15 protein-coding genes and 1 pseudogene are annotated in these 20,180 nt (G+C 69.4%); 11 read left to right on the top strand and 5 right to left on the bottom strand.

What is annotated here, in order from left to right; all coding sequences use genetic code 11:
• Nucleotides 1–20 precede the first annotated feature (20 nt).
• From OIE69_RS01185 to OIE69_RS01165, 5 genes are all read left to right on the top strand, one after another.
• Nucleotides 21–386: a DUF6247 family protein gene (locus OIE69_RS01185; RefSeq protein ID WP_326570049.1), complete on the top strand. Its 366-nt coding sequence runs from the start codon at nt 21–23 to the stop codon at nt 384–386.
• Nucleotides 383–706: a hypothetical protein gene (locus tag OIE69_RS01180; protein WP_326570048.1), complete on the top strand. Its 324-nt coding sequence runs from the start codon at nt 383–385 to the stop codon at nt 704–706. Before OIE69_RS01185 ends, OIE69_RS01180 begins: the two co-directional genes overlap by 4 nt.
• A 544-nt stretch (nt 707–1,250) precedes the next feature.
• Nucleotides 1,251–2,132, top strand: a complete 882-nt coding sequence (locus tag OIE69_RS01175) for an ABC transporter substrate-binding protein (RefSeq protein WP_326570047.1) — start codon at nt 1,251–1,253, stop codon at nt 2,130–2,132.
• Nucleotides 2,132–4,327: a bifunctional serine/threonine-protein kinase/ABC transporter substrate-binding protein gene (locus OIE69_RS01170; RefSeq protein ID WP_326570046.1), complete on the top strand. Its 2,196-nt coding sequence runs from the start codon at nt 2,132–2,134 to the stop codon at nt 4,325–4,327. The genes OIE69_RS01175 and OIE69_RS01170 overlap by 1 nt, the downstream gene beginning before the upstream one ends.
• A gap of 209 nt (nt 4,328–4,536) precedes the next feature.
• On the top strand, nt 4,537–5,184 hold the full coding sequence (locus OIE69_RS01165; RefSeq protein ID WP_326570045.1) for a hypothetical protein: 648 nt from the start codon (nt 4,537–4,539) through the stop codon (nt 5,182–5,184).
• Between the two features lie 46 nt (nt 5,185–5,230).
• Here the strand turns inward: OIE69_RS01165 and OIE69_RS01160 are convergent, their stop codons facing one another.
• Together OIE69_RS01160 and OIE69_RS01155 are read right to left on the bottom strand one after the other, a co-directional pair.
• Complete coding sequence (locus tag OIE69_RS01160) at nt 5,231–6,325, bottom strand: PP2C family protein-serine/threonine phosphatase (RefSeq protein ID WP_326570044.1); 1,095 nt, start codon at nt 6,323–6,325, stop codon at nt 5,231–5,233.
• Nucleotides 6,326–6,953: 628 nt separating this feature from the next.
• Entirely contained in the window at nt 6,954–7,148 is a 195-nt protein-coding gene (locus OIE69_RS01155; protein WP_326570043.1) for a hypothetical protein, read from the bottom strand.
• 1,188 nt (nt 7,149–8,336) lie between these two features.
• Between OIE69_RS01155 and OIE69_RS01150 the strand changes: the two genes are divergently transcribed.
• Nucleotides 8,337–9,326, top strand: a complete 990-nt coding sequence (locus tag OIE69_RS01150; RefSeq protein WP_326570042.1) for a S66 peptidase family protein — start codon at nt 8,337–8,339, stop codon at nt 9,324–9,326.
• 930 nt (nt 9,327–10,256) lie between these two features.
• On the opposite strand, the gene OIE69_RS01145 is transcribed toward OIE69_RS01150, so the two are convergent.
• Nucleotides 10,257–13,085 (bottom strand): AfsR/SARP family transcriptional regulator, encoded by a 2,829-nt coding sequence (locus tag OIE69_RS01145; protein ID WP_326570041.1) that lies wholly within the window; start codon nt 13,083–13,085, stop codon nt 10,257–10,259.
• A gap of 452 nt (nt 13,086–13,537) precedes the next feature.
• Between OIE69_RS01145 and OIE69_RS01140 the strand changes: the two genes are divergently transcribed.
• The 3 genes from OIE69_RS01140 to OIE69_RS01125 all read left to right on the top strand — a co-directional run bounded on the left by OIE69_RS01140 (nt 13,538) and on the right by OIE69_RS01125 (nt 15,760).
• Nucleotides 13,538–14,209 carry a hypothetical protein gene (locus tag OIE69_RS01140; protein ID WP_326570040.1) on the top strand — a complete coding sequence of 224 codons (672 nt, stop codon included), beginning with the start codon at nt 13,538–13,540 and terminating at the stop codon, nt 14,207–14,209.
• A gap of 50 nt (nt 14,210–14,259) precedes the next feature.
• Nucleotides 14,260–14,616 carry a hypothetical protein gene (locus tag OIE69_RS01135; protein WP_326570039.1) on the top strand — a complete coding sequence of 119 codons (357 nt, stop codon included), beginning with the start codon at nt 14,260–14,262 and terminating at the stop codon, nt 14,614–14,616.
• Nucleotides 14,617–14,980: 364 nt separating this feature from the next.
• Complete coding sequence (locus OIE69_RS01125) at nt 14,981–15,760, top strand: GNAT family N-acetyltransferase (protein WP_326570038.1); 780 nt, start codon at nt 14,981–14,983, stop codon at nt 15,758–15,760.
• An 18-nt stretch (nt 15,761–15,778) separates the two neighbouring features.
• On the opposite strand, the pseudogene OIE69_RS01120 reads toward OIE69_RS01125, so the two are convergent.
• Nucleotides 15,779–16,087: pseudogene (locus tag OIE69_RS01120) on the bottom strand (IS5/IS1182 family transposase); the annotation flags it as partial.
• Between the two features lie 40 nt (nt 16,088–16,127).
• Between OIE69_RS01120 and OIE69_RS01115 the strand changes: the two are divergent.
• Both OIE69_RS01115 and OIE69_RS01110 read left to right on the top strand, forming a co-directional pair.
• On the top strand, nt 16,128–16,922 hold the full coding sequence (locus OIE69_RS01115; protein WP_326580896.1) for a DDE-type integrase/transposase/recombinase: 795 nt from the start codon (nt 16,128–16,130) through the stop codon (nt 16,920–16,922).
• 920 nt (nt 16,923–17,842) lie between these two features.
• Nucleotides 17,843–18,781 carry an SDR family oxidoreductase gene (locus OIE69_RS01110; protein ID WP_326570037.1) on the top strand — a complete coding sequence of 313 codons (939 nt, stop codon included), beginning with the start codon at nt 17,843–17,845 and terminating at the stop codon, nt 18,779–18,781.
• A gap of 726 nt (nt 18,782–19,507) precedes the next feature.
• Here OIE69_RS01110 and OIE69_RS01105 read toward each other — a convergent pair.
• Complete coding sequence (locus OIE69_RS01105) at nt 19,508–20,164, bottom strand: GntR family transcriptional regulator (protein WP_326570036.1); 657 nt, start codon at nt 20,162–20,164, stop codon at nt 19,508–19,510.
• Nucleotides 20,165–20,180: the final 16 nt, after the last annotated feature.

The raw sequence follows: 20,180 nt of genomic DNA, 5'->3' as shown, positions 1-20,180 counted from the left end.
AGACCAGGAGCCTTCACACCATGACCGCCCAGCCTGTGCATGTCGATGGATCCGGGGGAGACAAGCCCCGGGTGCCACCGATGCCGGAACTGACTCCGCAAGCTCTGCGTCTGGCCATTCAGGAACACGCCCCTCATCTCCTGCCGGACTTTGAGGCTCATTGGCGGCGGGCGATCGGGGACGCTTTCAACCTCACCCCTGTTCCCGCGTTCCTGCGCCTGTGGTGGACCGAGTACGCCATCGCCCGCGACCCCCGTCTTGCCGCACACCTGCACGACCTCGAAGCTCGCGCCGCGAAGTGCGAGGATCCTGAGGAGTCGGCCGGTCTCCTGGCTGAGTACAGCCGCCTGCGGCGTGAAGCAGCCATGGTGAAGCCCGGCCAGTGACGGACGACCTTCCCCACCCGCCCTGGCAGATGGACTGGACGGCAGAGGCGCGTCAGGACTTCGACGCCATGCCCGCCGACGGCAGAGAGCTCGTCCTGGCCGCCCGCGCAGAACTGATCACCGCCCCGGACCCCTACTACCGTGGCATCGACGCTGATGCTTGCCTGCCGCACTGGATCACTGTCCGCCCCCTGGCCTCGACGAAGCCCGGGGGACCCCACATCGTCGATCTCGCGGGCGGCCGCGGATGGCTTATCTACACTTTCATCCGCCGCCATGCCGTTCCCCAGATCACGGTCATCGAGGCTTTCTGGACTTGATCGGTCAAGGGCCGGAGCGGGGTCCGGCCTTGCGGGGCTCCAGGGTTCATCGGGCGGTCTGTAGCGTGTCGGGCCCGGGCTGTGCGGAGTTGGGGCGGCCGCAATCGGCGGCGGTCCCGCCGACGTGGACTACTCCAGACCGGCTGGGGTCCGCCGATGTCCGGGAGGCGCTCCTTACCGAGATGAGGGCCCGTCCGGAGCACTGGCGACGGACCCTTGCAAGGGCGTGTCGGTGGGGCTTGGTTGCGCATGGGGGAGGTGGCGGGTCGGGTTGGGGTTGCGCATTGGGGTGTAGGGGCGGGGCCTGCGATGCGCAATGGGGGCGCTGGGCTTGTTGCGCATTGGGCCTGGATGCGCAAGGGCGGGGGTTTGGCGGCGCAGGCGGGTCGTCGGCGCTGTGGGCTCGACCCCGGGTTGATCGCGGTTGGACCCGGGGGCGTTCGGACGGCAGTTGCTGGTCTGTGGTGAGGCCGGGGTCGGCACTGTCGGGGGAGTGCTGCTGGCGGGGGTGCCGGCGGTGTTGGTGGTTAATGGTTGTCCTTGGGTGCGGCAGGGCCTCGCCGCCGACCGCGACCTGCTCGCGGTCATCGGCTCGACCGGCGACACGACCACCGGGGCGAGCCTCGACAGCTACGATGCACAGCTCGTCCCCCAGATCACGGCGTCGTCCGCGCAGTCCGAGTACGGCACGGCGGAGCCCGGTCGCTTCCTCCAGGCCGTCCCCGGCTACACGAGCCTGCCTGCCACGGCGGCCTACTCCCTGCACACCCAGGGCGCCCGGCGCGTGAGTGTGCTGATCGACCGCGAGGGGGGCATCCCGGCCTGGCAGCTCGGCCGGACGATGTTCCAGTACCTCGGCGTCTTCAAGATCGCCGGTCAGCCGCGGGTCGTACCGCGGCTGGCCGAGACCCTCGCCCCGGTGGTCGCCGAGATGGTCGCGCACCAGATGGACGGCTTCGTCTACATGGGCACTCCGGCCCGCGGCGCGGCCGTCGCACGCGCCCTCACGCAGACGGGCTTCAGCGGCATACGCGTGCTCGGCTACCCGGCCGCCGGACCGGAGTTCCTGACCGTCGCGGGCAGCGCCGCCGACGGCTGGCAGATCTTCGCCCCGTACATCGACCCTTCGGCCGCCCCCGTCCGCGCTTTCGCCACCGCCTACCGAAAGCGCTACGGCTCCGCGCCCCCCTACTGGGCGGCCGAGGCGTACGACGTGGCCCGCATGGTCATCACCCGCCTCACCGAGGCAGGCGGCCGGCCCTCCAGGACCAGGCTGTACGACCTGCTGCAGAAGGGCACGTACAAGGGACTCGTCCGGACGTACGCGTTCGACAAGGACTACCGGTGGTGGCTCAAAAGCTCTGACGTCTTCCGCTCCGAGGTGAAGGACGGCCGGTACTCCTACGAAGGCAAGGTCGGCATCTGATGCAGCCCCTGACTGCCGACGACCCCCAGGACATCGGCGGGCACCGGCTACTGGCCCGGCTTGGCGCGGGCGGCATGGGCGTCGTCTACCTCGCCCGCACGACAGGCGGGGCGCTCGTCGCCCTCAAGACGATCCGCGCCCAACACGCGGCGGACCCGGCCTTCCGCACCCGATTCCGGCGCGAAGTGACGGCGGTCCGCGGCCTGACCGGGCCCTGGCTGGTGCCGATCGTAGCCGCCGACACGGAGGCCGGCGAGCCCTGGCTGGCCACGCAGTTCATCCCCGGACCCTCGCTCGTGGAGGCGGTCGACAGCTTCGGCGCGCTACCCGTCGCCGCCGTACGGACCCTGGGCTTCCGGCTGGCCGATGCGCTCACCGCCGTCCACACGGCGGGAGTCGTGCACCGTGATGTGAAACCCGGCAACGTCCTGCTCGCCCTGGACGGCCCCCGCCTCATCGACTTCGGCATCGCCCACGCCGCGGGCGCCACCGCCCTCACCGCACCCGACGCCGTCATCGGCACGCCCGGCTTCCTCGCGCCGGAACAGGCCCAGGCCCGCGCCGGAGAGGTCGGCCCGCCCAGCGACGTCTTCTCGCTGGGCTGCGTCCTGGCGTACACGGCCTCGGGCCGGCGCCCGTTCGGCACCGGATATGCAGCGGGCGTCCTGTTCCGTACGGTCCACGAGGAGCCGGACCTGGCGGACGTCCCCGGCGAGCTCCAGGCTCCGATCGGGGCCTGCCTGGCCAAGGACCCGACCAGCCGGCCGACGGCCGCCGAGGTCGCGGCAGCGCTCGGTGACCCGCGGGCCCTACTCGCGCGGGAAATGCCCGAGGCACCAAGGGCGCACTGGCTGCCGCCCGCGGTCCTGCGGGCGGTCGCCGAACGCTCCGCACGAGCGCTGGACGTGCCCACCCCTCAACGCGCCATACGGCAACCGGCGGGCGACAACCCGGCCGCCGACCCGGCGTCGTCGCCCGCGAAGGACGCCCGCTCTCCAACCCGACGGCGCGTGCTGCTGCTGGGGAGCGCGGCGGCCTCCGTGGTCGCCGCCGGCGGCGGGGCCGCCGCCTATCTGGCGGCCGGCCGAGGGGGCACAGAGGGCTCGGGCGGCGCCCTTCCCGTATACACCCTCGGCTTCCAGGCCGACCTCAGCGGCGCAAACAAGGCGGACGGCGTGGCGCAGGAACGGGGGGCGAGACTCGCCGTGGAGCAGCACAACGCGCGCGCTGGCATCACGTTCCGCCTCGCCCTCCACACCATCGACGACCGGGGCGAGGCGACCCGCGCCAAGCAGGTGGCCCAGCGCTTCACCGAGGCCAAGGTGAGCGCGGTCCTCGGACCCAACACGGCCACCGCGGCGCTCGCCGCCGGCCCGCTCTACCAGAACGCCAGCACGGCCATGGTCCTGATCTCCCTCGACGACGACAGACTCACACCGTCCAAACTCCGCACCCTGCGCGTCACCCGCGCACCCGAGTCCTACCTGGCGCTGCCGCTGGCCGCTTATCTGACCGCCGCACGACCGGTCGACCGCACCGCCGTCATCGACGACCGGGCGGCGGGCCGCACGGGATCGGACCTCACCAACGTCATCGCGCAGACGCCGCCCCACGAGGGCACGACCAGCATCCACCCCGTGCCGGCCGACAGCGACAACTTCGCTCCCGCCGTCCACGCCGCCCTCGCCGCCAAAGCGCAGGCGGTCGTCTTCAGCGGCACATCGCCCGAGCGCGCCGCACGCTGCGCCCCCGCACTCGCCGACGCGGGCTTCACAGGACCGCGCCTTGGCACCTGGCGCATCATGCGCCCGGCCTTCCTCCAGCAAGCCGGTACTGCGGGCCAGGACTGGTTGTTCGGTACCCCGTTCACCGACCCCGGCAGCGTGTCCCGCACCTTCAGGACCGCCTACCGCGCCAGATACGGCACGGCACCCGGGCGCTGGTCCCCGGAAGCGTACGACGCCGTGGGACTGGTCGCGCGCACCCTGGAGAGACTGGGCAAGACGGCCGACATCGGACCAGGGGCCGTGGCCCAGCGCCTGTTCGACGTCACCTACCAGGGACTCGCCAAAACTCTCCGCTTCGCCACCGACGACACCCACAGCCTCGATCCGGACCGTGGCGCGTTGTATTTCCTGTTCCAGGCGAAGGGGAATGCCTTCCACCTCCTGGGACGCTACGACCTGGTCAAGTGAACTTAAAGAGGTCTGAACGATGCCGCGGGGCCGCCGCTGCCGCGCCATTGGCCCTGACAACCCTCCGAGTTGGGCAGGGCAGCGTGTGGTCAGCGGGCTGCGGGGTCCCAAAGAGCTCTTTGGGATCGGGTCTGACGGTAGAGCAACGGCCGGTCGGGGGCGCATGATGGAGGCGCCCGTCCCGTCACAAAGCGAGGTGCAGCGTCCCGATGAAACGTAGGACCGGAATCTTCCTGGCGGGCCTGGCCTGCGCCGTCGCCGGCGCGGGCCTGCTGCACAACCGCCGGCCTGATCGCAGGGAACGCCTTCACGTCACGATCTTCAACGAGCCCGGCTACATGGGCCGCAACCAAACGCTGACCTGGACCGGCGGCGAGCGTGAGGTGGTCCCGCTCACCCGGGTATCGCTGCCGCGCATCGGCTCGATCAGGCTGGAGCGGCTGGTGTACCGCTTCCAGCCCGAGGTACGGCTCCCGAACATGTACATCCTGTGGCACGCCCTCACCGAGCGCCCGGACCGCTCGGACCCCGAGGAAGGCGTGGCCAGCTTCATCGCCATGCACCAGCTCGCCGGCATGTTTTCGGTGGGTCTGTGGGAGCCGGTCCGGGAGTCCGAGGCGCGGTCGAGAGTGCGACTCTGGGCCGGGCGTCCCGGCCATCTGCTGCCCGCGCACGACGAGGGGGCCCCTTCCGGGAAGCGGGCTTCCGGCAAGGTGGCGGCTTCCAGCGAGGCGGCCGTTCCCGGCACCCGGCCCTGGCACGACGTCCTGGCCAATACGCCAGACCTCGGCTCCTGGAGCACCCGCACCCGCTACCTCGAACTCGGCTACCACGACGCGAGCGGCCCCCGCAGCTGAACGACCGCCTGCCCTGACTGCCCCCGGCCGCCCCGCCCGTGGGCGGTCAACTTGTCTCGTGGCGGTGGGTGGGGTTGTCGGATTCGTCGTTGGGGCGGTCGATGAGGATGGCTGCTACGTCGTCTGCCAGGTGGCCTTCGGTGTGGTGGAGCAGTTGCTGATGTAGTTGTTCGAGGAACTCCTTCGGGGTGCACATGTGGAGCGCTTGCACGGCTTCGGGCAGGGCGAAGAATTCGTTGTCGTGGTTGCGGGCTTCGATGACTCCGTCGGTGTAGAGGAGCAGGCGGTCGCCGGGGAGGAACGGGTAGCTCTTGGGCTTGGGCGGAGGGCCGGTGTAGAGGTCTTCCAGGCCGAAGGGCGGTAGCGGGCAGGAGGGGGTGAGGGCTTGCACGGTGCCGTGGTGGAGCAGCAGCGGGGGCGGGTGGCCACGGTTGATCAGTTCCACCACATGTTCGCCCGGGATGTCGGGGATCTGGGCCAGCAGGGCAGTGGTGAATCCCTCCAAGGCGACTTCTGGCCCGAACGCCCCGGGCACGTCCGCCTCGCGCAGCAGTGCGGCCCCACAGTGGTCCATGACCTTCACCAGGTCGTCCTCGTAGTGCACGGCTTCCCGGAAGGCGCCCAGTGCCACTGCGACCGCCCGCATGGCGTTCAGGCCCTTGCCGCGGACATCTCCCACGATCAGCCGGACGCCGTACGGTGTCTGCACCGCCTCGTACAGATCACCGCCGACCTGCGCGCCCGTTCCCGCCGCGAGGCACAAGCTGGCCGCCCGTACCGGGCCCAGCCGCGCCGGGACAGGCCGCAGGATGACCTCCTGTGCCGCCACGGCGATCCGGCGAACCTGATCGAGTTCGCTGCGCCGGCGCGCGCGCACCGTCTTGCTCAGCATCACGCTGGCGACCGAGACCACCAGCAGGCCCACGAGATTGCCGAAAACCAGGTGGGTGCCCCATGCGTGGTTGTAGGTGGCGCTGGTCACGTTGACGGCCAGAGCGACAGCCGCCGCCGACAGGGTGCCTTTGGGGCCCATCGTCAGGGCTGCCAGCGCCGGCGCCGCAGTGAGGATGGGGCCGGTCATCAGGACGTGTGCGGGTGACAGTTCGATTCCCAGCACGCCCAGCGCTATCACGAAGGGCACAGCCTGCGCGAGTGTCAGGAGGGCCCTGCTATGGCCGCTCGCTCCCGGCCCGGGAGACGAGCAGGACGGGGACCGCATATATACAGCCTTCCCGCGTGTGCAGCGCCTACCGCATCGTGGAGTGTCCGGCAGGGCCGACCTGCGATTTTGGCACCGTGCCGTAGATGCGACGTTTTAGGAGGGCCCCCGCCGGTGACGTGGTGATAGGCGGCGGGGGCCCGGGTGGTGGAGGGCTGGAGGGGTGGGGGGCCAAGCCCTCTGGATGCACCAGTCACAGCGTGCTCACCGGCTGATGCCTCTGCCACCCGGCAGCCGTCCATCGGGTGACTCGGCGGGCCGCCTGGTCAGCGGCGGAAAGTCCGGAGGAGCGCGGAGGTGCATGGCCGCACTCCGGTTTATCCCGAGTCGGGGGTTGTTCCGACCGGGGGCTGGACCGTGGGTTGCACGGTTGGCTGCGGGGGTGGGCCGTGGGTAGGACCGAAGGTAGGAACACCCGTCCCTGGCGACAGGGGTGTTGCTGCTGGTCATGGCCGTGGGCAAGCCGGTGCGGGACGGCGACACCTCTTCCTGGCGCGATAGCCGCAGGGAAGGACGGCGCGGTGCCGGCGCGGGGCGCGAACTGCCCCGGTCAGGTGGCTGCTTCGCTCCGCGATCGCGCCACCGCGAGGCGGGGTTCGCTGTCACGGCGGGACAGGAGGAGCCAGCTGTGCGGGTTGACGTCGGTGTCGGTGGCGGCGGCGGTGTTGGCCATGACCTCGAAGACCGCTCCGGCCAGTTCTTGTTGGGTCAGTCCGCTGATCTGGGAGAGGGCGAGGGTGGGCACGGGGACGGTGATCTGTCCGTGGGCTCATTCGTTCAAGGTCGCGTGTGCGGTGATCGGTCCTGCGTGCACGATGCGGGCCAGTGTGAAGTGGTACGCCGCCACGACCGGTCACCCCTTTGATCCCCCCGGGGTGTCATGCGTCGTCTGCTGGCCAGAGTCAATGCCCGGCAGGGCACGGCGGACGTCCCGGCAGACCCGGCACCATCCCGTGCACTATCCCCTGCGCTATGGCGTGCACCATCCCGTGCACCATCGCGTGCACCCTGGTTCCGGTCCGCGACAACGCCTGCGACATCACCTGTGGCAACGCCTGCGCCATTACCTGCGCCATCACCTGCGGCTTTGCTGGGACTCACCGGCATGTTGCCGCAGGCCAGACCCGGTGGTGAGTGAGGATTGTGGCTCTGACTTCCCCTGGAACCGCCCCTTGGATCCACGAAACAGGATGGAGAGGGCCGGTTCCGGAGGGATCGCTCCCCGCCGCTGGGCGGGGTGAGAGCGCGCTGCTGGCCCGGGGCCCGGGCCAGCGGTTGCGGCGGCCCCGGGGCGGGGCCGCGCGCTGTGGGCTGCGGTGGGCATCGCGGGCTAGAGGCCGCTTGCGGCGTCGTGGCAGGGGTTGCGCACAGTCCGGCGGCCGAGCTGCATTCTCCCTGGTCACGGGCGGTTTTGCGGGCGTCTGCCGGTCTGGCTTCTCCTGCCGGTCTGGCTTCTCCTGTATGGGGGTGTTGGCGTAGCTGGCCCCTGCGCGGGGTGCGCCCGCCTCTCCGGCCGTCGCGGAGGCGGCCTGGGAGCCGCTGCGCTGGGCCGGTGGTGGGATGGCGGCCCGCAGAGGGCGGGCCGCGCGGGGAGGGGGCCCGCCGCTACGACCACAAGGCCGAGCACCTTCTGGCCTTCACCGCTATCGCCCGCAGCCTCATCTGCTGCCGCGGACTCACCGCATGAGACGACGTCGTAGTGGTCGGCTCCGAAATTCCTTCGGAGGTTGACATGGGGGCCGGATTCCACATCGGTCCATTGGCGGTCTGCGGTGGCGAAGCGGGGCTGCCATGCACGGCCGAAGGTGTCCGCGTGGAGGCGATCGGTGGGCCCAGCGGCGTTTCCGGGGCTTGGCTTGATCACGTCGGAGAGGGCGGAATATCGACGGTGCCGGACTTGCTGCCCAGCGTTGTTGATCAACGAGGAGACCCCATGTCTGTGATCCTTCGGCCCCGGGCACTACGTTCCGGCGACCTCGTCGTCGTTACCGCGCCCTCGGGCCAGCTTGAGCCGGGTGAGGAACCGCTGCTCGCCCGCGGTGTGGCGATACTCGAGCGGATGGGTTTCCGGGTGCGGGTCAGCCCGATGGTCGACCCGGCGCGGAAGCGCTGGTGGGCGGCGGGCACTCCGGCGGAGCAGGCCGACGAACTCAATGCGTTGCTCCGGGACCCGGAGGTGCGGGCGATCGTCGCGCACACCGGTGGTCAGGCGACCATCGGCTACCTTGATCTGATCGACCTGGACGCAATCCGGGCAGACCCGAAACCGATCCTCGGCTACAGCGACATTTCGCTGCTGCACATGGCGTTCTACGCCAAGACCGGCCTGGTCGGTTTCCACGCCGACATCGCCACTCACGGTTTCGGCAGCGACTGGTACACGCTGGGTGACCAGGCCCGTCGCTCCGAGCTCGTCGATCTCTACACCCGTGTACTCACCAAGGCCGAGGCGCCGGGCACACTGCCGGCGGCGGGAGCTTGGGAAACCTGGCGGCCGGGCCGCGCGCAGGGACCGCTGTTCGGCGGTTTGCTGAACCGCCTGGTCCTACTGCAGGCGACACCGTTCGCGCTGGCCCCAGAACGGTTCGAGGGCGCCGTGTTGTTCTGGGAGGAACTGCAGCGGCCGGTCTCGCGGATCTGGAACGACCTGCATACTCTGCGGCTGTCCGGCGTGCTGGACCGGATCGCGGGCATGGTGGTCGGCCTCCCGACCGAGGTCACGCCCTACGAGGGCGGCGGAGAGCGCGCAGATCTACGCGACGTCGTACTCGACGTCCTGGGCCGACGTGACATCCCGGTCCTTGCACAGGTCGACTTCGGTCACACCTCGCCGAACCTGCCGCTGCCCATCGGCATCGTCGCTCACGTGAACGCCGACAATCAGACGCTGTCCCTGCTCGAGTCGGCGGTCGCGGAAAGCTGAGTCGGACAATGCGCGGGCCCGGAGGGCTGCGACCCGTCGTGTTCCGCTGCTCCCGATCGGCCCGCCTGCCATGCCCTTTGCGTCGGCCTGCCCGGTCGTCCCAACCGCTGCCGGGCCCGAACGACTCAAGGAGATGGCCTATGGCCACAAGACCGAGCACCGGCTGCGGTGCCGTGCGCAGATAATCCTGCACGTGGCACGGGGACACTCCAACGCGCGAATCGCCCGCGAGACCGTTCTGCACCTGGGCTCGGTTGGTGCCTGCGCGGCCGGTTCGCCCACGGCGGCCTGTCGGCCCTGGCCGACCGTGACCGCTCAGGGCGCCCGGCCCGCTTCACCCCAGTGCAGATCGCCGAGACCAAGAGCCGGCCTGAAAGTCACCCGCCGAGACCGGGGTGGCGTTGTCGCGCCGGTCGTGAGGGAACCGGCCGCTGAGCTGACCGCACGTAAGATCACCGACAGCATCTCGGCGGCCACGGCGAGCCGCTGTCGGCGCGAGGACGCGCTCAAGCCCTGGCAGTACCGTCCTGGATCTTCATCCAGGACCTGGACTTCCGTGCCAAGGCCCAGCGCGTCCTTGATCTGTAGGCCCGATCATACGAAGGCGAACCCCTCGGCCCTGACGAGTACGTACTCTCCAACGACGAGAAGACCTTGATACGCGAAGCGCCACAAGCGATCACGAACCGCTGCCACGCGGCCTCCGCCTCCCGCAACTCGGCCTGCAGGCCCGTTCCCCGCTGCCGGGCAGCCCCCTCCCGCTGCTCCAACAGCCCCAAAGCCGAAGGCACCCGGCACCTCCACCGCAGAGACGGCACGACACGTCATCCCCTGCCCTGCCGCCAAGACCTCACAACCGTGCCTGACCAGCGAAAATGAAACGGCCACCTTCGGAAGACAAACAGCTTCCAAGGCTCCGGGCCGCCTTCTTCAGTCAGAGCCTCTCCTTGCGGGACCGGCCTGGGACAGGCCGCCGAGCTTGCTCCAGAGCTCCTCGGCGGCGGGATGGCCGATCTCTTCGGCGGTATTCAGGGCCTGGCGCCAGGCCAGCCCGGCCTGCTCTGGGTCGCCGGCGGCGAGATGGGTGTCGCCGAGATGGTTCAGGATCTCCGTCTCGCCGTACCGGTCGCCGAACCCACGGTCCAGTTCCAGGGCGCGTCGGTAACAGTCGAGGGCCGCGGTGTACTCGGCGAGGTGGTGGTGCGCGTAGCCCAGGCTGTCCCATGCACCTGCCTCGCCGTGCCGGTCGCCGATCTTCTGGTTGAGGTCCACCGCCTGCGCGCAGTATTCGAGCGCCGCCCGGTGCTCGCTGAGCGTGATGTGCAGCCAGCCGACGTTGTTGAGCGCCTTGGCCTGACCGGCCAGATGGCCGGTCCGCTGGTACAGGGCCAGTGCCTGCTGGGCATGATCGAGTGCGTCGCGTCGGCGGCCCTGCTGGTCGCACAGCCAGCCGAAGCCGCGGTGGGTGTGGGCCTGACTGACCAGATCGCCCAACTCGCGGTAGAGGTCCAGTGCCTGACGGAAATGGTGGTGCCCGTCGGGCAGGCCCATCTGGGTATGGACGCTCGCGAGGCTGCGGTGCGCCGCAGCCTGCCATGACCGGTTGCCGATCCGCTCTGCCGCCTTGAGCGCGATGCGCTGGCTGGTAACCCAGTCGTGCCAGTGGCCGCGGTAGTCGAAGAACGTCTCCATGGCCCAGGCCAACTGCCAGGACTGCCTGTCGAAGCGGGCCGCCGCCGCCATATCGATGGTGCTCCGCAGCACGCCGTACTCGGTGGTGAACCAGTCAAGGGCCGCGCCGTGGTCCGCCGGTTCCTGTGGCGTGACCCCGGGCATGGCTGTGACCAGGCGGATCCGGTCCCGGTGCGGATCCAGCAGGGCCGCGGCGGCGCAGGCTGTGTGGAGGTAGAAGTCCACCAGCCTCAGCAACGCCTCGTCGCCGCTACCGGCGGATTCCTCTCGTGCTCGTTCGGCCGCGTAGAGGCGGACGAGATCGTGCAGACGGTAGCGGCCCGGGACGGGCTGCTGGACGAGATGGGCGTTCTCCAACTCCCTCAGCGCCGCGCGCACGGCGCTGACCGGCCGGGCGACCAGACTCACTATGGCGGCCTGCCCGATCTCCGGGCCCGATGCCAAACCCAGATGCCTGAACACCTCTGCGGCCCCGGCGGTCAGGGCGCGGTACGACACAGTGAAAGCAGCGCGTACATCGGCCGTGAGATCCCCGGCGTCCAGCGCGTCCAGCCGTGCCGACTCGTCCTTGAGTTCCTCGGCCAGCACGGCGAGCGGGAAGTCCGGGTGGACCGCGGCACGGGCGCCGACGATGCTGATCGCCAGCGGCAGCCCTCCACAGTGCTCCAGCAGGGCGGCGACGGCATCCGGCTCGGCCGCCGTCCGGTCCTGCCCCAGATGACGGACCAGCAGTTCTCGCGCTTCGGGGTGGGACAGCACGTCGAGTGTCACCAGCCGTGCCCCATGGGCGCTCGCCAGCCCCACGAGCCTCCGACGGCTGGTGACCAGCACCACGCAGCCGGCGCCACCCGGCAGCAGTGCGGCCGCCTGCTCGGCGTCGGCGGCGTTGTCCAGCACGATCAGCATCCGCCTCTCCTGGACCAGGCTCCGGTACAGCCCAGACTGCGCCTGCAGGTCCAGCGGCACGGCTCCGGACTCCACGCCCAGCGCATCGAGGAATCCGCGGACCACCACGGCGGGCGCGACGGGCTCCCCTGAGGTATCGAAACCGCGGAGGTCCACATACAGTTGACCGTCCGGGAAGCGGTCGAGACGCTCATACGCCCAGTGCAGGGCCAGCCGGGTCTTGCCGATCCCGCCGCTGCCGCCGATCGCGGAGATCACCACCGTCCCACCCGGCTCGTCCGGCGAGTCCAGTGCCTTGTCGAGCTCCGCGAGCTGCTGCTCGCGGCCCGTGAACAGCCCGAATCGTGCGGGGAGTTGACGAGGAGTGGGCATACTGCGCACACCACGTGGGGCGAGGTCCGCGTTCGGGGTCGGGTCCGGAAGGGCTAGTGCCGGGTCGCCGCTGAGGATTCGTTGATGCAACTGCCGCAGTGGCGCTCCAGGATCGATGCCCAGCTCCTCCGCCAGCCGTCTGCGGATTCCCTGGTAGCACGTCAGGGCTTCGGCGGGGCGGCCACTGCGGGAGAGCGCGAGCATGAGCTGACCGCCCAGACGCTCGTCCAGCGGGTGCTCCGCATGGCGGGTGGTGAGTTCGGGCAGCAGTTCGCCATGGAGCCCGCTCCGTAATCGGAGGTCGGTACCCTCCAGTTCGGCCGAGAACCGTTCCCGCTCCAGGGCCTGCCGCAGATCGTGGAACCACGGGGTGTCCACCGTGGCGAACGGTTCCCCTCGCCACAGCCCCAGCGCCTGCCGCATCATCGCCGCCGCCTGCTCGTCGCCGGCCGTCCGGGCCTGCGCGACCAGGCCCCGGAACCGGTGCATGTCCACGGTCGCCGGATCCACCTCCAGGACGTAGCCCCCCGGACGGCGCACGATCCGCACCTCCCCGGCCGGACGCAGTGCGCGGCGCAGACGGGACATGTAGCCGTAGAGGGTCTCCTTGCCCCGCTGGGGCACCCGGTCCCCCCACACCCGGTCGACGAGTTCGTCGACCGGCACCGTTCGGGTGGCGTCTGTGAGCAGTGCGGCCAGCACGCTCCGCTGTCGAATGTGCCCCACGTCCACCAGACGGCCGTCGACGCGAGCCTCGATCGTGCCGAGCAAGCCGAACTCCACTGCCATTGCGCATCCTCCTCTTCGTCGCGGTGTCACGGAACACCGGGCTCACCAGCCGATTCAAGGTCTTCCCAAGGTTCGCCCCCAGTCAATCGAGCAATGTGGTCACTGTCGAGGACGAGGTACTCGAGCGACGGCACCACGGATGACCACGACCACCCGCAGGTGAGAGGGGGAGCACGATGCGACGTATCAGCTGGGCGGCCGGAGTGGCCGCGGTCCTCGTGTGCGCCGGGGGATGCGGTGCCCAGCAGGGCTCGAGGAACGCGGAGCAGCCGCTGGATCCCGTTCCGGTGTCGGCGACGGGGCCCGCCCTTCCCCTGGACAGTTACATGCCGTCCCCGGATGAGCAGGCCAGGTCGGACCGCGCCCAGGCGGTATTGGAGCGGGCCTGTCTGGCCCGGTTCGGACTGCGCTGGGATGGGCCGGGAGAGTCGGCCCTCGATATCGGCCGGCGTATGGCCGCATCGAGGCAGGCCGAGCGGTTCGGGGTGGTGGACCCCGAGCAGGCCTCGCGCTACGGGTACCAGGTCCCGTCCTGGAGTACGCACAATCCGCGGGTGGGAGCGATCCTGGCGGCCCGGCACGTCGACGTCCCTCCCGACGTGGAGAAGGTGCTGTACGGCATGACACCCGAATTCGGGGGTGAACGCGTTCCGAAGGACGGGTGCCGGGCCGAGGCAGCCGGGCGGCTGGGCCGGGGTGCCCCCGAGGCGGACCGGAACCTTCCCGCCCGGCTGGCGGTACAGGCGGTGGCATCGACCGCCGAGGACCCTCGCCTGAAGCCCGTACTGCGCGCGTGGAAATCCTGTATGGAGCGTGCCGGGCACGACTACGCCTCGCCGAAGGCGGCCTCACAGGACCCCCTGTGGAAGCACCACCAAGCGCCGTCGAAAACGGAACTCACCGTGGCCGCGACGGACATCCGGTGCCAGCACGAAGCCCGTTACCTGCCCACTCTCGTCACAGTGACGGCCCAGCACCAGCGCCGGCTCATGGGCCCCCACACGGCCGAACTCGATCGGCTGCAGGACCAGCAGGAGATCCGTGCGGAGAACGTCACCGAAGCTCTCTCCACGAAACCGTCCCACTCCACGCCGGCCGAAGGCACATGGGACGGCTCCGGGTGAGAACGAAAAGAACCATCCAGCACGATCCGCAACCGAGGAAGGGACCAGATATGCGACGGACGATCACCACGGTGCTCAGCGCCCTGACGATGAGCGCGGCATGCATCACCCTAGGAGCGGCGCCGGCAAGCGCGAGCGATGTTTACCAGGGGAACGACTGGGCGACCCACGCCTACGACGGGACGTCGTTCGACTATTGCGACGGTGAGGACGACAACCACTCGGTGTGGGGCGGCTACTACACCACCGCGTCGAGCGCCTACCAGACGTCCAGCCCGGTCAACGGCTACTGCAACACCGAGTACGTGTCCGGTGTGCTGAGCAACCTCAGGATGGTCGAGGACAACCCGTCCAGCAGCACCAACTACTACGGCGCCTGGCACGGCTATCCGGTGGCCTACGCGTAGGCACGGCGGTCGGTGGCGGGCCACATTCGGGGGAGTGGCCCGCCACCGACGATCGTATCGGGGCATATCCGGCAGATGGGCGTCCGCGGCCTGTCGGCCCCCTACGTGGTCGGACACGGTTGCCGCGGATAAGAGCGACCGAGGGTAGGCGTCGTTTCGGGCGGCAGACTTCTGCTCGGGTGTCCCATCGGTAGCGGTCGCGAGCCTGCTGAATCAAACAACGCACGGTGGCGAACGCGTCGGCGAGGTAGAGGTAGAACTTGACGGTCTCGGTCGTGCGCTGTACGAACGACCGCCGCATGAGGGGCCGGGGGGCCGGGAAATCCAGTTGCTGCCTCCGTCTGTTCAATGATGGAGTGGGCGGATGGATCATGAAGCGGTACTTGCCCTGTTCGACCGACAGATGCGGCAGGAGGCGCGGGCCGATGATCCTGGGGCGCGGGTCGAGCGGATCGGTGACGTGGTGCGGCAGGTCGGCGCCGGCAACGATGACTGGAACGGCGTCGTCTGGTGTGATCTGAACGAGGCCACGGCGGACGGGGCGATCGCGGCACAAGTTCAGCATTTCGCCTCGCTGGGGCGCGAGTTCGAGTGGAAACTGTACGGTCACGATCAGCCCGGTGACCTTGCCGGGCGGCTGCGGGCTGCGGGGTTCTCCCCCGAGTCTGAGGAGACCTTGATGGTCGCCGATATCAACGAACTTTCCACCGACGTCGAACTACCTGAGGGCGTCCATTTGCAGTCGGTCACCGGCCCATCCGGTGTGGATCTCGCGGCGGACGTCCACGAGCAGGCGTTCGGCACGAGCGCCGTCCGGCTTCGCCACCGCATGCTCTCCCAACTGGCCGGGAAGCCGGAAACCTTCAGTATGGTCGTCGCGACGGCCGGTGACCTGCCGGTGTGCGCCGCGCGGATGGAACTGCACCCGGGCACCGACTTCGCCAGCCTTTGGGGCGGGGGCACTGTGGCCGCGTGGCGAGGCCGGGGCATCTACCGGGCACTGGTCGCCCACCGAGCCCGCATCGCCGCCGAACTCGGCTATCGCTACCTGCAAGTTGATGCCTCCAGCCAGAGCCGCCCGATCCTGCAACGCCTCGGGTTCGCCGTCCTGAGCACCACCACGCCACACGTGTACCAGCCATAGAGCGACCCAGGATGGGCGTCATTTCAGGCGGCGGACTTCTGGTCGGGTGTCCCATCGGTAGCGGTTGCGGGCCTGCTGGATCAAACAACGCACGGTGACGAACGCGGCGGCGAGGTAGAGGTAGAACTCGACGGTCTCGGTCGTGCGCTGGAAGCAGCGCCGGAGTTCGCCGTACCCGTTCATCCAGGAATGGGTGCGTTCGACCACCCAGCGGCGCCCGACCTGGATGGGAGCCTTCACGCCCTTGGCGGCGATCTCGCCGACAAGACCGTGTTCCTCCAACACCTCCGCGCATGGCCCGCCGTTGTACGCGGAGTCCAGGCTAACTACCCGGCCTTGGGCTGATCCGCTTTGACGGACATCCAAGATCTGGGGTACAGCCCCGGCAGGATTCCCAACGGAGGTCGCTTGCCAGTTCTTCCGCATCGAATGTCTACATGCCGACCGAAGAAGGCTGGCTCTACCTCGCCACCGTCATCGACATTACCTCCGCCGCGTCGTCGGCTGGGCCACCGCCGACCACCTGCGAACCGACCTGGTCGCCGAGGCCCTCACGGCAGCGTGCCGGCAGCGTCGCCCCACCCGTCCGGTGATCTTCCACTCGGATCGCGGCTGCCAGTACACCAGCCAGCAGTTTGCTGCCCTGGCCGACGAGTTCGGCATCCGGCTGTCGGTCGGCCGAACCGGGCAGTGCTGGGACAACGCGCTCGCCGAGTCGCTCTTCGCCACCATCAAGCGTGAGCTGCTGGACACGAGCGCCTGGCCCAGCCGGGCCGCCGCCCGCACCGCGATCTTCGACTTCATCGAGAGCTGTACAACCTGCACCGCCTGCACAGCAGCCTCGGCTACCGCAGCCCTGCCGAATACCAGACGGCACACGCAGCCTGACCACCACACCATTGGTGTCCGTGAAAGCGGAACAAGCTCAACGGCTGGCTCCTCTCCCTGCGGTGCGCGCCGCAGAGAGCCGGAGTCAATGGCAGCGTCACTACCACGTTACTGGTGGCCGCTTACCGACGTTTCCCAGGTTGCAGGGCCGCAGCGACTTACGCGCCTTGGATGCCCGTGTGTGCATGGAAAGGTGCCCCCTTCGCCGGTCGTCGACGCGGGGCATTCACAGGTCGTCGGACGCCACATGGCGTCGCATGGCCGGTCCGGCTGATGCGGCACTGGCGCCCCAGTCCGTGAACGACCACGTCGGCTGAGGCGCGACACGCGCCTGCCTGCCGCCGAAGCGGCCAGCAGGTGGGTGGCCGGTGATGTCGGGGAGTGTTTACGGTCGTGCGGTCGTCTGCCAGGTGGTTCACGGAGCGCCGGGGGTCGCTGCCGATCACGAAAACGTCCCGCGGATGCTGCACGGAGGTGAGGGAGACCAGAGGGTGACGACCGCAGGACGTCCGCTGGAACCAGCAGGCCGACGCCTACCGTCTGCAGATCCGTACCGGCGCGCGTTGTACGTGGGCGTGCCGGCCTGGGGCAGCCGCAACCATGTCGGTCTCAACCAGGAGACCACCGGTGCCACCAGCCGGCAGCTGACGCTTTCCCAGAACGGCACCCGCCCGGGCCATGGGATCTTCACCACCGTGTGCGACGCCCCCGGCCGCGGGCCGGTGGTCGTCACCGGCACGCGTGCTGTGCCCTTCACCCCGTACTCCTCCACCACCAGCACCCAGGGGACTTCACCTCCAAGGCTCCGGCCGGAGACGCGAGCGAGGCGCTGCTGCTGATCCAGTACCCCTGCCAGGTGAGGCCGGTGCCGGCCGGGCCGGCGCGGTCGGGCTGGAACTGAGCTATGGCGACGGCGGGACCTGGCACAAAGCCGGGTGCGATCGGAGCGGGTTCTTCCGTCTGGACGCCCCCGGCAAGACATCCTTCGTGTCGCTGAAGGCGAGTGCTGCCAAGGACTCGGCGGGCAACGCGGTGAGCCAGACCGTGATCCGGGCGTTCGGCCTGCGCTGAGCCGTCGCCCTTTCCCTCTCACAGCCATGTTCCCTCAGAGCATGGCTGTGAGAGGGAGGGTGCGTTCACCCTGGGACCAGGAACGTGGCAATGCAGCCGAGGCCTCATGACAAGGAGCATTCGATGAAGGACGTCGCCGTGCCGGATCTGCGGGGAAAGCTCGCCGTCGTGACAGGGGCCAGCGACGGAGTGGGCCTTGGTCTGGCCGAGCGCCTTGCCGGCGCGGGCGCCGAATTGATCCTCCCGGTGCGCAATCCGGTCAAGGGTGCCGCGGCGGTCCAGCGGATCAGGTCGACCACCCCCGAGGCGGCGGTCTCCACTCGCGAGCTCGATCTGGCGTCCCTGGAATCGGTCGGATGTCTGGCGGACGCCTTGATCTTGGACGGCCGACCCGTCCATCTGCTGGTCAACAACGCCGGCGTGATGACACCGCCCACCCGGCACAGCACCGCGGATGGATTCGAGTTGCAGTTCGGAACCAACTATCTCGGCCACTTCGCGCTCACCGGACGGCTGATGCCACTGCTGCAGGCCGGCCGCGCTCGAGTGACCACCATGACCAGCAGCGCGGCACGCGGTATCCGGATTCCCTGGGACGACCTGCAGAGCGAGAGGCGCTACGCCCCGATCCGGGCGTACGGTTTGTCGAAGCTCGCCGATCTGCTGTTCGCCCTGCAACTGCAACGTCTCAGCGCCGCCGGTGGCTGGGGCGTGACCAGCAACGCCGCCCACCCCGGCACGACCCTCACGAACCTGTACGCGTCCGGCCCCAACCTCGGGCGGTCCCGGCCGGCGCCACACGAGGCGATCATGCGGCGCCTCGCTCGCTGGGGACTCTTCGCGCAGACCGTGGACGCCGGGCTGCTTCCTCCTCTGTACGCGGCGACCAGCCCCGACGCCGGGGGCGGCCGTCTTTACGGCCCCGACGGCATCGGCCAGTTCACGGGTGCCTCGACCGAGCTGACGATCTACAAGTCGGCTCGCAGAGAGGAGGACGCCACGCGCCTGTGGGGCGTGTCAGAGCGTCTGACCGGTGTGTCGTTCGCGACCGCCTCCCTGTAGCGCGACGCATGGTCACGGTGCCGGACCTCGGCGCGGGCACCACGCGGCTGCCGCGGCCCAATCGCTCTGCAGGCCGACCGAGCACGAGACAAGACGCTCTTCACCCACGGAAACCGCGCGAACCTTCTGTAACGTGTGTCGATTCTCTGGAAGTCAGCAGGGTGGTTGCTACTGCCAGGCCTAAACCACAGGTCAGGATTGTGCTCTCCGTGCCTGCGGAGATGACCTCGAATGCACGTGCGCGTGCAGGGTGAACAAGAAGTGCTCACTGCGTCCGCGGGGATGAACCCCAGGTGATGATGCCTTCGGCAGACGCGTTGTGTTTCCGCCCCCGGGGGCTGTGCGGGCGTCCCGCGGATCGGGCGCGCAGGTTGCCGGATCCCTATGCCCCCTGATGGGCCGTCTGACCGTCACCGAAGCCGACCTCCTCAGAACGACACTCACCCAAACCCGGGTCACAGTCCGGATGTGTACACCAGCAACGGCGGGGCGTCGACGGGCACGTCGGGAGTGGCGTTGGCCAGCAGCCAGGAGGCGAGGAAGGACGTCGAGACGTCCCCGTAGGTGTCCTCACGGCCTTGGCAAAGCCGGGCCTTAAGGCTGCGGCCTGACGACGCTCACCCCCATCGGATCCACACCTGATCTCTCTTTGATCGATATCGGTGGTGGTGTGGTCGGCCAGCCTCTGACCGGAAAGACAGCGTCCCACCTGCGCCGGTCGCTGTGTCAGTCGCCGTCGATGCCGTCGTCACCGCGGGCGTGGGCGGCGAACTGAGCTGCGGCGGTGTCCGGATCGCCGGACTCAAGAGCCGAGAGGAGGTCGGCGTGGTGGTCGGCCATCCTGCCCCAGTCGCCGGTGAACAGCGGGTCCGACACTACGCGCAAGGCGCGCAGGCTGGGTTCCATAACAGCCCAGACCTTTGGGAGGAACGGATTGCCGCTGGCCTCGCAGACGAGCCGGTGGAAGCTGATGTCAGCGTCCCGGAAACGTCCGACGTCGCCTTCCCTCGCGGCCTCTCGCATGGCCTCGACCTGCGTGCGAAGCCCCTCCATCGCGGCCGGCGGCGGGGCCGCGGCCACAGTGCGGGCGGCGAGTTCCTCGATAACCACCCGGACGGACCGGGCGGAGTCGGCGTCGCTCTGCGACACCGAGGCGACGAAGCTGCCGCGGCGCGGGACGTGTTCGGCGAGGCCCTCGTGCACCAGGCGCTTCACCGCTTCCCGGACCGGCGCTTGGCTGACGGCGAGCTGGCGGGCGATCGCGGACTCCACCAGTCGGTCGCCTGGCTTCAGTTCACCGCTGATGATCAGGCCGCGGACCCTTGTGTACACCTGGTCGGACAGCAGGACCCGCGTCAGCGGCTGTCCGATGGCGCTTGCCATGGTGCCTCCCTCGTTA

The sequence above is a fragment of the Actinacidiphila glaucinigra genome (genome assembly GCF_035918135.1).
GTDB classification, from domain to species: Bacteria; Actinomycetota; Actinomycetes; order Streptomycetales; family Streptomycetaceae; genus Actinacidiphila; species Actinacidiphila glaucinigra.
This window is presented reverse-complemented; position numbering and strand designations above follow the sequence as displayed.